Annotated in this window: 13 protein-coding genes, 3 tRNA genes and 1 pseudogene; 5 read left to right on the forward strand and 12 right to left on the reverse strand. The window is 64.6% G+C overall.

The window, feature by feature from the left end; all coding sequences use genetic code 11:
- Window positions 1-27: 27 nt before the first annotated feature.
- Both otsA and otsB read right to left on the reverse strand, forming a co-directional pair.
- Window positions 28-1,413, reverse strand: coding sequence for an alpha,alpha-trehalose-phosphate synthase (UDP-forming) (otsA, locus tag AC1Z32_RS23660; protein ID WP_483481069.1), 1,386 nt, complete (start codon window positions 1,411-1,413; stop codon window positions 28-30).
- Entirely contained in the window at window positions 1,410-2,162 is a 753-nt protein-coding gene (gene otsB / locus AC1Z32_RS23665) for a trehalose-phosphatase (protein WP_483481071.1), read from the reverse strand. Before otsB ends, otsA begins: the two co-directional genes overlap by 4 nt.
- A gap of 281 nt (window positions 2,163-2,443) precedes the next feature.
- On the opposite strand from otsB, the pseudogene AC1Z32_RS23670 reads away from it, so the two are divergent.
- A pseudogene (locus AC1Z32_RS23670) lies at window positions 2,444-2,716 on the forward strand (cytochrome c oxidase assembly protein); the annotation flags it as partial.
- On the opposite strand, the gene AC1Z32_RS23675 reads toward AC1Z32_RS23670, so the two are convergent.
- The 6 genes from AC1Z32_RS23675 to uvrC all read right to left on the reverse strand — a co-directional run bounded on the left by AC1Z32_RS23675 (window position 2,711) and on the right by uvrC (window position 6,710).
- Window positions 2,711-3,205: a GNAT family N-acetyltransferase gene (locus AC1Z32_RS23675; protein WP_483481073.1), complete on the reverse strand. Its 495-nt coding sequence runs from the start codon at window positions 3,203-3,205 to the stop codon at window positions 2,711-2,713. The pseudogene AC1Z32_RS23670 and the gene AC1Z32_RS23675 overlap by 6 nt on opposite strands.
- Window positions 3,206-3,320: 115 nt before the next feature.
- A tRNA-Cys gene (locus AC1Z32_RS23680) sits at window positions 3,321-3,394 on the reverse strand.
- Between the two features lie 79 nt (window positions 3,395-3,473).
- Window positions 3,474-3,549: transfer RNA gene (locus tag AC1Z32_RS23685), tRNA-Gly, on the reverse strand.
- An 86-nt stretch (window positions 3,550-3,635) separates the two neighbouring features.
- Window positions 3,636-3,711 (reverse strand) — tRNA-Gly (locus tag AC1Z32_RS23690).
- A gap of 189 nt (window positions 3,712-3,900) precedes the next feature.
- A complete protein-coding gene (pgsA, locus tag AC1Z32_RS23695; protein WP_483481075.1) occupies window positions 3,901-4,497 on the reverse strand; it encodes a CDP-diacylglycerol--glycerol-3-phosphate 3-phosphatidyltransferase in 597 nt (198 codons plus the stop codon).
- Between the two features lie 110 nt (window positions 4,498-4,607).
- Window positions 4,608-6,710, reverse strand: coding sequence for an excinuclease ABC subunit UvrC (gene uvrC, locus AC1Z32_RS23700; protein WP_483481077.1), 2,103 nt, complete (start codon window positions 6,708-6,710; stop codon window positions 4,608-4,610).
- 123 nt (window positions 6,711-6,833) lie between these two features.
- On the opposite strand from uvrC, the gene earP reads away from it, so the two are divergent.
- The 4 genes from earP to AC1Z32_RS23720 all read left to right on the forward strand — a co-directional run bounded on the left by earP (window position 6,834) and on the right by AC1Z32_RS23720 (window position 11,023).
- Window positions 6,834-7,991 carry an elongation factor P maturation arginine rhamnosyltransferase EarP gene (gene earP, locus AC1Z32_RS23705; protein WP_483481079.1) on the forward strand — a complete coding sequence of 386 codons (1,158 nt, stop codon included), beginning with the start codon at window positions 6,834-6,836 and terminating at the stop codon, window positions 7,989-7,991.
- A 310-nt stretch (window positions 7,992-8,301) separates the two neighbouring features.
- Window positions 8,302-8,859: an elongation factor P gene (gene efp, locus AC1Z32_RS23710; RefSeq protein WP_062606000.1), complete on the forward strand. Its 558-nt coding sequence runs from the start codon at window positions 8,302-8,304 to the stop codon at window positions 8,857-8,859.
- 267 nt (window positions 8,860-9,126) lie between these two features.
- Complete coding sequence (locus AC1Z32_RS23715; RefSeq protein ID WP_483481081.1) at window positions 9,127-9,468, forward strand: BON domain-containing protein; 342 nt, start codon at window positions 9,127-9,129, stop codon at window positions 9,466-9,468.
- Between the two features lie 157 nt (window positions 9,469-9,625).
- Complete coding sequence (locus AC1Z32_RS23720; RefSeq protein WP_483481083.1) at window positions 9,626-11,023, forward strand: sigma-54-dependent transcriptional regulator; 1,398 nt, start codon at window positions 9,626-9,628, stop codon at window positions 11,021-11,023.
- Between the two features lie 67 nt (window positions 11,024-11,090).
- Here the strand turns inward: AC1Z32_RS23720 and nagZ are convergent, their stop codons facing one another.
- The 4 genes from nagZ to recO are packed head-to-tail and all read right to left on the reverse strand — an operon-like array spanning window position 11,091 to window position 14,233.
- Window positions 11,091-12,119 (reverse strand): beta-N-acetylhexosaminidase, encoded by a 1,029-nt coding sequence (nagZ, locus tag AC1Z32_RS23725; RefSeq protein ID WP_483481085.1) that lies wholly within the window; start codon window positions 12,117-12,119, stop codon window positions 11,091-11,093.
- A 37-nt stretch (window positions 12,120-12,156) separates the two neighbouring features.
- Complete coding sequence (acpS, locus tag AC1Z32_RS23730; RefSeq protein ID WP_062606010.1) at window positions 12,157-12,561, reverse strand: holo-ACP synthase; 405 nt, start codon at window positions 12,559-12,561, stop codon at window positions 12,157-12,159.
- Between the two features lie 11 nt (window positions 12,562-12,572).
- Window positions 12,573-13,346, reverse strand: coding sequence for a pyridoxine 5'-phosphate synthase (pdxJ, locus tag AC1Z32_RS23735; protein ID WP_483481087.1), 774 nt, complete (start codon window positions 13,344-13,346; stop codon window positions 12,573-12,575).
- On the reverse strand, window positions 13,343-14,233 hold the full coding sequence (recO, locus tag AC1Z32_RS23740; protein WP_483481089.1) for a DNA repair protein RecO: 891 nt from the start codon (window positions 14,231-14,233) through the stop codon (window positions 13,343-13,345). Before recO ends, pdxJ begins: the two co-directional genes overlap by 4 nt.
- Between the last annotated feature and the right edge of the window lie 3 nt (window positions 14,234-14,236).

Raw genomic sequence — 14,236 nt, forward strand, 5'->3', positions numbered from 1 at the left:
CCGAGAGGAGCGCGGCTTTTTTTGCGTCTACGCGCGCGCTTTCAGATCGCGCAGGAAGTTGTCGCGCCAGACGGAGACGTTGTTCTCGCGAAGCTGCTGCATCATCTCGTCGTAGCGCGCCTTCCGCTCGTCGAGCGGCATCTTGAGCGCGGTGGCGAGCGCATCGGCCATGCCGTCGATATCGAGCGGATTGACGATCAGCGCCGCCGTCAGTTCGCGCGCCGCGCCCGCGAACTGCGACAGCACGAGGACGCCGGGATCGTCCGGATCCTGCGCGGACACGTACTCCTTCGCGACGAGGTTCATGCCGTCGCGCAACGGCGTGACGAGACCCACGTGCGCTTCGCGAAACAGCGCCGCGAGCACCGGCCGCTCGTATTGACGATGGATATAGCGGATCGGCGTCCAGTCGAGCTCGGCATAGCGGCCGTTGATGCGGCCCGATTCCGCTTCGAGCTGCAAGCGGATGTCGCGATAAGCATCGACATCGGAACGCGTGGGCGGCGCGATCTGCAGGAAGGACACGTTGTTGCGCTGATGCGAATCGTGCTCGATCAACCGCTCGAACGCGCGAAAACGCTCGACGAGACCCTTCGAATAATCCAGCCGGTCGACGCTCATCACAAGCTTGCGATGATGCAGCGTCGCCTTGACGACTCCGACGTCGCGCCCGCTTTCGCCGTCCTTCGCGAGTGCGGCGATTTCATCGGGATAGACGCCGATCGGATACGCCGCCGCGCGCAGCGTCTGGCCGAACGCGCGAACCTCCACCGGCTTCGCGCCGTCGCGCGTCAATGTGCCGCCCGCCTCCGTTTCGATGTAATCGCAGAACGCGCGCAGATCGGGCTCCGTCTGAAAACCGAGCAGATCGAACGCGCACAGCGCCTCCACCAGCTCGCGATGGCGCGGCACGCTCAAGAGAATCTGCGACGCCGGAAACGGAATATGCAGAAAGAAGCCAATGCGGTTCCCGACGCCCAACGCACGCAGCGCCTGCGCGAACGGAATCAGGTGATAGTCGTGCACCCAGATTACGTCGTCGGGCTTGAGCAGCGGCGCGAGCTGCTCGGCGAGCCAGCGGTTCACGCGGCAGTAGCCGTCGTACTCGTTGCGATCGAACTCGATCAGGTCCGGCCGATAGTGAAACGCGGGCCAGAGCGTGGCGTTGGAGAAGCCGCGGTAATACTGGTCGTAGTCGCGCCGCACGAGCCCGATGGTCGCGAACGTCACCGGGCCGTGCTCTTCCAGCTTGATGCCGTCGGGCGCCGACGAGAGCACGTCGCCGCTCCAGCCGAACCACATGCCGCCGGTTTCCTTCAGCGCGTCGTAGACGCCGACGGCAAGGCCGCCCGCCGCGGGACCGCCTTCCGAAATCGGCGCGACGCGGTTCGAAACGATGATCAGCCGGCTCACGCGTGCTTCCCCGCCGTGCCCGCTATCACCTGCAGCCAGTCGAGCAGCAGTTCGACCGATTCGATGCGCGCCCGCGCCACCGTGTCGCCGGTGCCGATTTTCACGGACAGCCCGTCGAACTCGTTGACCACCGCGAAGCCTTTCTCGTCGGTGAGATCGTCGCCGATGAAGACGGGTTTTCGGCCCGTGAACGGCGGCTCGGCCATGTACGCGCGCACCGCACGTCCCTTGTCGACATCCTTCGGCTTGATCTCGTAGACCATCTTGCCGGGCTGCAGCACGTAGGCGTCGGCGTATTCCGCAACGAGCTTTTCGGTGGCCGCGCGCGCCGCGAACTCACGGTCCGGCGCGTTGCGATAGTGCAGCGCGAGCGCCGCGCCCTTGATTTCGAGCAGCATGCCCGGGTTCGCGCTGACCACCTTTTCGAGCGCATGCTCCATGCGCAGCAGGCGCTCGTCGTTGAAGCCGATGCGCTGCACGTCGCCGTTGGAGTCGCGCCGCTCAGCGCCGTGCATGCCCGCGACGGGCAAATCGGCCATCTGCAGAAACGAGTCGATGTTGTCGATCCCGCGCCCCGACACGACCGCTACCGCGCCGTTGGTCGCGCGCCGGAGCGCCGCGAGGATGTCGGGAACGGAACGCGGCACGAAGATGCCGTCGGGCGTGGACGCGAGCTCGACGAGCGTGCCGTCGAAATCGAAGAAGAACGCGGTCTCGGCAAGAGACAGGGAATCGGGAAGAATTTGCATCGATCTTTGGCCTGTGGTTTGCCTGTGATGTGGCGTGCGCCGGTTCGAAAGCCGCAATGCATGCGCGAAGTGTGCGCATCTTACCGCGCGATGGCTTTCGATTAAGAAAGGTCTTAGCTTACAACTTCGTCCGATGTGCTTTCGGCGCGCTTGATCCGCGCGTCAAATCGTCTCAAAAATAGTCCGATAAGCTGATGATGCGCCGGCCGAGCCGCCGAAGGGGCGTCTTTCGCGGCATCGATCCTACTGAATCATCCTGCAACGCGATTCCGGATGCACGCTTCGTTCCTCGCCTTTTGCACCCGGCACGCGATGCCCGCGTGGGCGCGACACCTTGGTCGATCTGCCGCCGCGCACTCACCTGGATCACGCCGATGCGCGACCAGCAAATAGGCGGCCTTCTGTGGATTCCCGGATCGATGATGAGCGTGACCGGCGCGCTGATCGCGCTGCGTCACTGGCTGCGGCTGTTGGCGCGGGCGCGCCTGCGCACGGAAGGAGGACGACGCGGCGCGGGCGCGCCGGTCAGCGGCCCGAAGGCCACGGTGTCATGACTCGAAGCCGGGACGGCGCATCCAGACGTGAGGGATGCCGTCCTCGTCATGCACGCCCGATGACGGCGCGAAGCCGAACGCGCCGTAAAAGCGCTGCAGATGCGCTTGCGCGTGCAGGCTGACCGGTTGGTCGGGCCACTGGTTCAGGATATGCCCGATCGCGCGTTCGAGCATCGCGTTGCCGAGCTTCAGGCCGCGAAACTTCGCGGTCGTCAGCACGCGGCCGATACGCACGTCCTTCTCGTCCGCGTCCGGATGACCCGGCAGCAGCACGCGCAAGTAGCCCGCGAGCGCGGGGCGCTTCTCGCCTTCGCCGTAAGCGAACAGGTGCCACGCATCGATATCGAGTCCGTCGATGTCGCCATACACACAGTTCTGCTCGACGACGAACACCGCACTGCGCGCGGCGAGCATGTCGTAGACCTCGACGGTCGTCAGGTCGTCGAAGCGCTTCCAGCGCCATTCGAGTCGGGAGAGTGAATCGGTCATGGGAGTCGGTGTGCCTGAAGTACGGGAATTATGCCGTGCTGCGAAGGTACGCCGAATCGGGTGAGCACCGGCGTTCCGAAAAAGAAAAAGCCCTGACGGATCAGGGCTTTTCGAGTGGAGGCGCGGACCGGAGTCGAACCGGTCTAAACGGCTTTGCAGGCCGCTGCATAACCGCTTTGCTACCGCGCCGTAAGCGGTTTTGATGCCTGCCGGTCAGTGCGCCGGCTAATTCACCAAACAAAAAGGGAAGCTTGGCTTCCCCTTTGACTGGAGCGGGAGACGAGTCTCGAACTCGCGACCTCAACCTTGGCAAGGTTGCGCTCTACCAACTGAGCTACTCCCGCAAAATCCTGCAACGCTATTACTGCCGTTTCCAATGCTTCGTTGCGTTTAGCCAATTCAACGCCGATAACACCGAAAACTTAAAATCTGGAGCGGGAGACGAGTCTCGAACTCGCGACCTCAACCTTGGCAAGGTTGCGCTCTACCAACTGAGCTACTCCCGCATTTGCTACTGCGTATTGACTACTGTTTTTCTACTGTGTCTCTGCTGCTTCGCTTTGCTGCGTCGCGTCGTGCATCAGAGAAACGAGATTATGTAGAAGCTAAAGAGGACTGTCAACTGTTTTGTGAGAGGAATTTTTGGGTTCGACGCAATTTTTCGCAATGCCCGTTTTTCGCGTGCTTCGGCCGCTTCACAACATGCCGCCGCGCTCGCGGATTTGCGGCCAAGCCAGCTTCATGTAGTAGAGCATCGACCAGACGGTGAGAAACGCGGCGACATCGATGAGCCACAGGCCCCACACGCGCGTGTCGATCACCCATTGCGTGCCGGCGATTTTGAGCGGCCCGTAGAACAGCAGCATTGGAATGGCGACCATCTGGCATACCGTCTTGAACTTGCCGAGCTGATTCACCGCGACGCTCTTCGATGCGCCGATCTGCGCCATCCACTCGCGCAGCGCCGAAATCGTGATCTCGCGCCCGACGATGATCAGCGCGATCACCGCGTTGAGCCGCCCGAGCTGCACGAGCACGAGCAGCGCGGCGGTGACCATCAGCTTGTCGGCGACCGGATCGAGGAATGCGCCGAACGCGGACGTCTGATTGAGCTTGCGCGCGAGAAAACCGTCGAACCAATCGGTGAGTGCCGCAAGCACGAAGATGACCATGCCGAGCAGGTTGCGATGCTCGGGGCTCATCATCATGTCCGGCAAATAGAACACGCCCACGACGAGTGGAATCAGCACGATTCGCAGCCACGTCAGGAAGATCGGTAGATTGAACGGCATGGGCGAAAGCGGTTGAGGGACATGTAAGGAAGCCGCCATTGTGCCGCGTCGACCCCGCGCTCACAAGGCGGCGCCACGCGCCGCGCGGCTTGCGGCGGACCTCCGGCGCTTCAATGCAACTGACGATAGATCTGCTGCGCGAGCGCAAGCGAAATGCCCTCGACGCTCGCCAGATCCTCGACGCTCGCCGCCTGCACGCCGCGCAATCCGCCGAAGCGCGAGAGCAGCCGCTGCCGGCGTTTCGCACCGACGCCCTCCAGCTCTTCCAGCCGTGAAGTCTGCCGCGCCTTCGCCCGCTTCGCGCGCATGCCGGTGATCGCGAAGCGGTGCGCCTCGTCGCGGATCTGCGCGACGAGCATCAGCGCCGCGCTTTCCTTGCCGAGCTCGAGCGCGGACCGGCCATCGGCGAACACCAGCGTTTCGAGCCCGACCTTGCGCCCTTCTCCCTTCGCGACGCCGACCAGCATGCCATGATCCAGCCCGAGCTCGGAGAACACCTGCCGCGCGATCTCGACCTGGCCCTTGCCGCCGTCGATCAGCACGATGTTCGGCAGCGTGCCGCCCGCGGCCACCGGTTCGGCGGCATCGGGCGTGACGTTGGGATCGGCGGCATCGTCGGGTTGCAGGGTCGTGGCTTCGTCGTTCGCGTTCGCCGCGGCCTGCGCGACCATCTTCTCGTAGCGGCGCGTGAGCACCTGGCGCATCGCGGCGTAGTCGTCGCCGGGCGTGATGCCGGTGATGTTGTAGCGCCGGTATTCGCCCGACTGCATCTTGTGATGGTGATACACGACGCACGATGCCTGCGTCGCCTCGCCCATCGTGTGACTGATATCGAAGCACTCGATGCGCAGTTGCGCGAGATCGTCCATCTCCATGGAAAGCGTGTCCGCGAGCGAGCGTGTGCGCGCCTGCTGCGAGCCCTGCTCCGACAGAAGACGCGCGAGCGCGAGCTTCGCATTGTTTTCGGCCATCGAGAGCCACGCGCGCTTTTGTCCCTGCGGCTGGCGCAGCAGCGCCACCTTGTGGCCGGCCTGCTCGATCAGCAGATCGATGAGCTCGCGGCTCGCCGGCGCGTGACTCACGACCAGCACCGGCGGCACGCGATTGCCGATGTAATGCTGCGCCATGAACGCTTCGAGCACTTCGGATTCGAGCGCGCCTTCGCGAGGCGCGGGTTCGGCTTCGGAATCCGGCGCGGCGGTTTCGACGACCGGTTCGGCCGGAACGTCGGCGGCGGGCGCGTCCGGCTCCGGTTCCGCGACGTCGGCGAGATCGGCGACATCGGGCAGATCGTCTTCATCGCCGAGCGCCATCGCGCTTTCGACGTGCGCCGGGAAATACGCCTTGTCGCCCAGATGCCGGCCGCCGCGCACCATCGCCAGATTCACGCACACCTTGCCGCCGAGCGCGACGACCGCGAGGATGTCGACATCGCTTTCGCTGCCCACTTCGATCGCCTGCTGATGCAGCACGGTCGCGAGCGAGCTCATCTGGTTGCGCACCGCCGCGGCCTGCTCGAATTTCAGATCGGCGGCGAACGCGTGCATCTTCTGCTCGAGTTCCTTCATCACCTCGCCCTGACGCCCGAGCAGGAAGCGCGACGCATTCGACACATCGCGCGCGTAATCCTCTTCGTTGATGAGGCCCGTGCACGGCGCGGTGCAGCGTCCGATCTGATGCAGCAGGCACGGCCGGGTGCGATTGCTGAACACCGAGTCCTCGCAGGTGCGCAACTGGAAGACGCGCTGCAGGATCTGGATGCTCTCGCGCACGGCCCACGCGCTCGGGAACGGGCCGAAGTACTGGTTCTTCTTGTCCACCGCGCCGCGGTAGTACGCCATGCGCGGAAACTTGTGGCCGGTGAGCTTGAGAAACGGATACGACTTGTCGTCGCGAAACAGGATGTTGTAGCGCGGCGCGAGCGCCTTGATGAGGTTGTTTTCGAGCAGCAGCGCTTCGGCTTCCGAGCGCGTGACGGTCGTCTCGATCTTGCGGATGCGCGTGACCATCATCGCGATGCGCGGCGAATGCAGCGTCTTCGTGAAGTAGCTCGACACGCGCTTCTTCAGATTGCGCGCCTTGCCGACGTAGAGCACGTTGCCGTCGCCGTCGTAGTAGCGGTACACGCCGGGCAGATGCGGCAATTGCGCGAGCGTCTTTTTCGGGTCGAAATCCGGTTGGGAAACGGGTTCGTGAGCGGCGGAATCTGTCATGCAGCGAAGGTCGCGAGGATGCGGGGACGGTGCGCGCAGGCAAGCATGCGGCGCGGCGCGTCGCCGGCGGTATGTGTCTTAGAATCGCCAGTTTAGAACATTACGCCGCGCGCCTTCGTCCTCATGACTACGCATCCAGCCGCACCGGAACTCGCCTGCGATATCTTCTGCGCGGTGGTCGACAACTTCGGCGACATCGGCGTGTGCTGGCGCCTCGCGCGGCAGCTGCGCGACGAGCACGGCTGGCGGGTGCGGCTCTTCGTCGACGATCTGAAGGCGTTTCACGCGCTCTGCCCCGAAGTCGACGCCACGCTCGCGCGCCAGGAAGCCATGGGCATCGCGATCGAGCACTGGCGCGAGCCCACGCACGCGGGCGACACGCTCGCGATCGCCGATGTCGTGATCGAAGCGTTCGCGTGCGAGCTGCCGCATGCGTATATCGCCGCGATGGCGCGCCGCGAGCCGAAGCCGGTCTGGATCAACCTGGAGTATCTGAGCGGCGAGGACTGGGTCGCCGATTTCCACATGCGGCCGTCTCCGCACCCGCGTTATCCGCTCGACAAGAGCTTCTTCTTTCCGGGGCTCGGCAAAGGCACCGGCGGCGTGCTGAAGGAGCGTGATCTCGACGCCCGCCGCGAGCGCTTCGATGCGGCGGCGTGGTGGCGCGAGCGCGCGGGTATCGAGCGGCCCGGCGCCGGGCGGACGGTCGTGTCGCTGTTCGCCTATGAAAACCCGGCCGTCGACTCACTGCTCGCCCAATGGCGCGACGGCGACGCGCCCATCGTCCTGCTCGTGCCCGAAGGCCGCATCTCGGGCGCGCTCGCGCGCTTTTTCGGCCTGCCGAAGTTCGCTGCGGGCATGACGGCGCGCGCCGGCGCACTGGAAGCGCACGCGCTCGGCTTCGTCGAGCAGCCGCGTTTCGACGAATTGCTCTGGGCCGCCGACATTAACTTCGTGCGCGGCGAGGATTCCTTCGTGCGCGCGCAATGGGCGAAAAAGCCGTTCGTCTGGCACATCTACCCGCAAGCCGACGACGCCCATGTGCCCAAGCTCGATGCCGCGCTCACGCATTACACCCGCGCGCTCGATCCGCCAGCGCGCGACGCGGTCACGCGCTTCTGGCACGCGTGGAACGGCGCGGGCGTGCCGGACTGGGTGGACTTCTGGGGCCATCGACAGGCGCTGGAGACGCGCGCGGCGCGCTGGGCCGACGAACTGGCGGGCATCGGCGATCTGGCGGGCAATCTCGTCGCGCACGCCGCCTCGCGCATCGTCGGATGATTATTGCGTCCGCGCCGCTTTCGCCCGAGTCATCCGACTGGCCAAACAGGCAAAAACTCAGTTAAAATAAGCGGTTATCCGAGGAGACGGGCCGCAGCATCAATATTGCGCCACTCGGGTCAGCCTGGGGTCAGCCTGAAGGCGGGCCTGAGAGCAAAAAAGAAGGCGCACCAAAGGCAAGCTCCGGCAGATCCCTCGTTAGCAGGCACTCTCGCACGGCGGGCCGCCAGAAGACCGAGGCAGCGCCGCCGTCCGATCGATTCATTTCCAGGCATTCAAGCCAAAATCCATTCGTACAGGACTTAGTTTTATGAAGACCGCACAAGAACTCCGCGTCGGCAACGTCGTCATGATCGGCAACGATGCCATGGTCGTGCAGCGCGCCGAGTACAACAAATCGGGCCGCAACGCCGCGGTCGTGAAGATGAAGTTCAAGAACCTGCTGACGAACGCCGGCATGGAAACCGTGTACAAGGCGGACGACAAGTTCGACGTCGTCGTGCTCGACCGCAAGGAAGTGACGTACTCGTACTTCGCGGACCCGATGTACGTCTTCATGGACGCCGACTACAACCAGTACGAAGTCGAAGCCGAAATGATGGGTGACGCGCTCAACTACCTCGAAGACGGCATGGCGTGCGAGGTCGTGTTTTACAACGAAAAGGCCATCTCGGTCGAACTGCCGACCACGCTGGTTCGCGAGATCGTCTACACAGAACCCGCGGTGAAGGGCGACACGTCGTCGGGCAAGGTGCTTAAGACCGCCAAGCTGAACACGGGTTTCGAACTGCAAGTGCCGCTCTTCTGCAACATCGGCGACAAGATCGAAATCGACACCCGCACGAACGAATACCGCAGCCGCGCGTAAGCTCCACGCAACTGCATCGTAAGCCGGGCGGCCGGGTGTAACGCACCTTCCGCCCGCTTCAGAAAAAGCGCCCCATCGCGGGCGCTTTTTCTTTTGCATGAATTTTTTGACAAATTCAGGCAAACTTTACCGGTCGCACCCCGCTAACCGCCGACCCCGATTGAAGAAGGAATCCGCGCCCGGCCCGCGCGTATCGCTTGCATCGGAAAAATTAACTGCGTGGCACGATTTCTGCTCGATCATCCTGATCAAGTTTTCAGAACCGACATGCACAAGATGCCTTTCACCGGTAGCCGGTTTCTGATCATCGCCGCGCTCGCGTTGCCCGCCTTCGCTTTCACCGCCGGCTGCAAGTCCACGCCGCCATCGGCGAATCCGGGCAGTGAGGTCGCAAACGACGACGCCGCGCTCGCCGCCCGCGTGAAGGCCGCGCTCGTCGCGGATCCGGAACTGAAGGTCTTGCCGATGAGCGTCGCGACCTATCGCGGCGTCGTGCAGTTGTCGGGATATGTGAATTCGGAGGTACAGATTCAGAAAGCGCTCGCCGTGACGCGTGGCGTGCCGGGGGTGCAATCCGTCAACAACGATCTGCACCTCAGGCCGCAATGACGCGCTCGCCGCGAAGATGGCGAACGAGTAATGCAGGACAACAAGCGCAGCGGGACACGCGCCGGACGCCGGAACGAGGCGCCGTGTCCCGCCCACGACACGCCCGAGCCGCAAACGGCAACGGCGCATTACAGTCACTTTGATACGTTGGTCCGCCATGCCACACGCACTGATTGTCGAAGACGATCCCAATAGCCTCTCCGGCCTGTCCGCAATCCTCACGGCAGACGGCTTCTCCGTCGACACCGCGACGACGCTCGCCGAAGCGCGCTCCGCGCTGACCCGCTTCATCCCCGACGTCGTGCTGATCGACCTGAACCTGCCGGACGGCAGCGGCCTCGATCTGTTGCCGAGCCTGCCCTCGCAACCGCCCGACGGCGCGCTGCCCGTTATCGTGATGACCGGCAACGCAACGGTCGAGAGCGCGATCGAAGGCTTGCGGCACGGCATCTGGGACTATCTGCTCAAGCCGGTGAACATTCCGCGTCTGCGCAGCCTGCTCGCGCGTATTCCGCGGCCTTACGAACTCACCGAAGAAGTCCAGGCGCTGCGCTCGACGCTGCGCGAGCTCGGCCACTTCGGCGACATGATCGGGCGCAGCGCGGCGATGCAGCACGTCTACGATCTGATCGAGCACACCGCGCCGACCGAAGCCGCCGTGCTGATCTGCGGCGATCCGGGCACGGGAAAGAAGATGGCGGCGCGCACGATTCATCAGCTGAGCCGCCGCCGCAAGGGCCCGTTCGTCACGTTCGACTGCGCCGCGCACCGCAATGCCGGCGACGGCTCGCAGCGCACGATGGAAAGCATTCTCTTCGGCCACGAGCGCAACGCGTTCGCGGGCGCGGAGAACCGCGAGCCAGGCCTGCTCGAACAGGCGGGCGGCGGCACGCTCTTTCTCGACCAGATCGATTCCTTGCCTCCCGCGCAGCAGGAAGCGCTCTTGCGCGCGCTCGATTCGCAGACCTTCATGCGCGTCGGCGGCAGCAACCGCATCATGACGGACTTTCGTCTGATCGCCGCGTCGCGCACGCCGATCCGCGAAGCCGTCGCGAGCGGCGCGATGCGCGAAGATCTGTTCCAGCGACTCTCGGCATCGTCGATCATGCTGCCGCCGCTGCGCGATCGCGACGACGACATCGCGCTGATCGCCGAAACGCTCGTCGATGAACTCAACCGCGAGAATCACATCGCCGGGATCACGAGCGGGTCGCCGAAGCGCATCAGCCCGGCGTTCATCCGCGAGTGCTTCGGCAATGAATGGCCGGGCAACGTGCGCGAGATGCGCGAGCGCGTGCGGCGGGCGTATCACGCGTCGGGCGAGACCATCGAGACCTTGCGCGTCGATGAGCCGGGCGGCCTCGGCGGACGCGGCCTGAACGGCAGCAGCGTGCAGGTGACGGTCGGCACCGCGCTCGCGGACGTCGAGGACATGTTGATTCGCGCGACGCTCGAAGCCGTCGGCGGCACGCGGCATCGCGCGGCGACGCTGCTCGGCATCAGCCCGAAGACGCTCTATAACAAGCTGCAACGGATGAAGCTCGAATCGTCCTGATTTCGGCTTGTCGAAAAAAAACGCCACGGATTTTCGAGCCGTGGCGTTTTGCTTTGAGGAATCGGATTCAGCCGAGCATCTCTTTGACCAGCGCGCGCGCCGCCTGATAGTCCGCGTGCGCCTGCAGCTTGCTCCAGCGCAGCGCCTTGCCGCGCGGACGCATCTGCTTGAGACGCTGCGCCGACGCCTTCGGCGCCGTGTAGCGCAGTTGTTCCAGCACCTTGCCCGCCTCGTCCGGCTGATTGCAGATCAGCACCATGTCGCAGCCCGCCGTGAGCGCGGCTGTCGCCGCCTCGGTGAGCGTGCCGCCCGCGCGCGCGGCTTCCATCGAGAGATCGTCGCTGAAGATCGCGCCGTTGAAGCCGAGCTTGCCGCGCAGAATGTCCTGAAGCCAGATGCGCGAGAAGCCCGCGGGCTTGTCGTCGACCTGCGTATAGATGACGTGCGCCGGAATCACCGACGCCAGCGACATGCCGAGCCAGTCATACGGACGCACATCGGCGGCGAGGATTTCGTCGAGCGGGCGATCGTCGGTCGGCAATGCGACGTGCGAATCGGCTTCGGCGAAACCGTGACCCGGGAAGTGCTTGCCGCAGTTCGCCATGCCGGCAAGCGCGAGGCCGTGATTCAGGCTCTTCGCGAGCATCGTCACGACGCGCGGATCGCTGTGCAGCGCGCGATCGCCTATCACCTTCGACTGCCCGTAGTTCAGATCGAGCACCGGCGTGAAGCTCATGTCGATGCCGCACGCGCGCAATTCGGCTGCTAGCACATAGCCGAACGCGGTCGCAGTCTTGGTCGCGGCGAGCACGTCGCGGTCCCACAGCTCGCCGAGCTTGCCCGGCGCGGGCAGCACGGTAAAGCCGTCGGTGCGGAAGCGCTGCACGCGGCCGCCTTCGTGATCGACGGCGATCAGGATGTCATCGCGCACCGCGCGGATCGCATCCGTCAGCGCGACGAGCTGCGCGCGGTCCTTGAAATGCCGCGCGAAGAGAATGATGCCGCCGGTCATCGGGTGCGTGATGCGTTCGATATCCGCATCGTTCAGCGTCGTGCCCGCGACGTCGAACATGACCGGGCCGGGAGTGCGTTTCATCGGATTCAATTGGCTTTTTGTGTTGGTTGGATTGAACTCAGACCGGATCGGCGACTTCCGCGATCACGAACGACACCGCATAGTCGCGCTCGTCGCTCACCGTGACCTTCGCGGTGATACCGCGCTGCTCCAGCCATTGCGCGAGTTCGCCGGATGCCGCGATCATCGGTTTGCCGCTCGGTTCGTTGAGCGTTTGCAGCGCGCGCCAGGTCATCGGCCAGCGCATGCCGAGGCCGATCGCCTTCGAGAACGCTTCCTTCGCCGAAAAGCGCGTCGCGAGAAACGCGAGCCCGCGCACTTCGGAACGCGCGTTCCGTGCGTGATAAATGCGCAGTTCGTCGGGCCCGAGCACCTTCTCGGCGAAGCGCCCTTTGGTGCGCCTCATTACCGCCGCGACGCGGCTCACCTGCACGACATCCGTGCCGATTCCATAAATCGCCATGACTTGAGCGCTCAGCGTGCGTGGATTGCCGCGAGGCGCGACGCGACCATGATCGCCTTCATCTCGCGCACGGCGTTGTCCCAGCCGGCGAAGATCGAATGCGCGACGATCGCGTGCCCGATATTCAGCTCGACGATGCCCGGCAGCGCGGCGATCGCCTGCACGTTCGTGTAATGCAGGCCGTGGCCCGCGTTGACCTTGAGGCCGAGCGAGTTGCCGAAATCGACGCTCGCCGCGACGCGTTCGAACTCGCGCCGCTGTTCGGCTTCCTCGTGCGCTTCGGCATAGCGGCCCGTGTGCAGTTCGATGACGGGCGCGCCCGCCTCTTTCGCGGCGCGAATCTGCGTCTCGTCCGGATCGATGAACAACGACACGCGCGCGCCGGCATCCGCGAGTTGCCTGCACGCGGCCTTCACCTCTTCGAACCGGCCCGCGACATCGAGACCGCCTTCGGTCGTCACCTCCTGACGTTTCTCCGGCACGAGGCAGACATCGTGCGGCTTGATCTCGCACGCGATATCGAGCATTTCGCGCGTCACCGCGCATTCGAGGTTCATGCGCGTCTTGAGAAGCGGACGCAGCGTGCGCACGTCGGCATCGACGATATGGCGGCGATCCTCGCGCAGATGGAGCGTGATGGCATCGGCGCCCGCATCCTCGGCGGCGAGCGCCGCGCGGATCGGATCGGGATAGGACGTGCCGCGCGCATTGCGCAACGTGGCGACGTGATCGATGTTCACGCCCAGATCGATCACGCTCGCAGGCGATGAGAGAAAGAAGCTCATAGTTTTTGCAGGTCGATCAATATCTGACGGGTAGCGAGCGGCGTGCCGCCCAGGTAATGGTTCAGCAGGAAACGCATCAGCGTCTTGCTCTGCGCGGCGGTCTGCGGGTTCGTGTAGTCGTCGCGCTCCATGTCGATGAGCGTCTGCCCCGAGATCACCGGCCATTGCGCCGGGAGGTCGTCGGAGGCTTCGCGCACGCCGCGGTCGGGATCGAACACATAGCGGCCTTCGGGGACGACCGGCTGACGCGTGACGGTGCGCATCAGGTTCATCGCGTAGCCGGTTTCGCGCAGGAGCACGCGCTCGAACGAACGCAACACCTGCACGGCGGGCTCGTCGTGCGCGAGGCGCGAGAGCGTGAGCACGTAGTGGTTGAAGAGCGCCGGATGCGCGTCCTCGCGCGCGCAGAACTTCACGAGCAGTTCGTTGACATAGAAGCCGCAGAGCAAGGCATCGCCGGCCAGAGGCAGCATGCCGCCGACCCATTCGGCGGTCGTCAGCGTGCGGACTTCGCCCTTGCCGGACCACGACAGCCCGAGCGGCTGAAACGTCTGCAACACGCCGCGCAGCGCGGAATGGGGACGCTTCGCCCCTTTTGCGACGAGTGCCACGCGGCCATGGTCACGCGAGAACACGTCGATGATGAGACTCGTCTCGCGATACGGATAGCTGTGCAGCACGAAGCCCGGCTGCTCGGCGATACGGAAGTCGGAACGCGGCGCGGCGCGCGGTCTCTTTTCGCTGCTCCCGGCGACGGACGAAGATGAAGACGCCCGGGTGCGCTTCGGAACGACGCGCGCAGCCGGGCGCTCGTCCGCGTCGAAATCGTCGTCGGGACGATCATCGGCGGACGCAATCATCCGGGCGTCGTTCGGGGCGTCGTCCATGCC

Source organism: Caballeronia sp. 11_S32 (assembly GCF_056930355.1).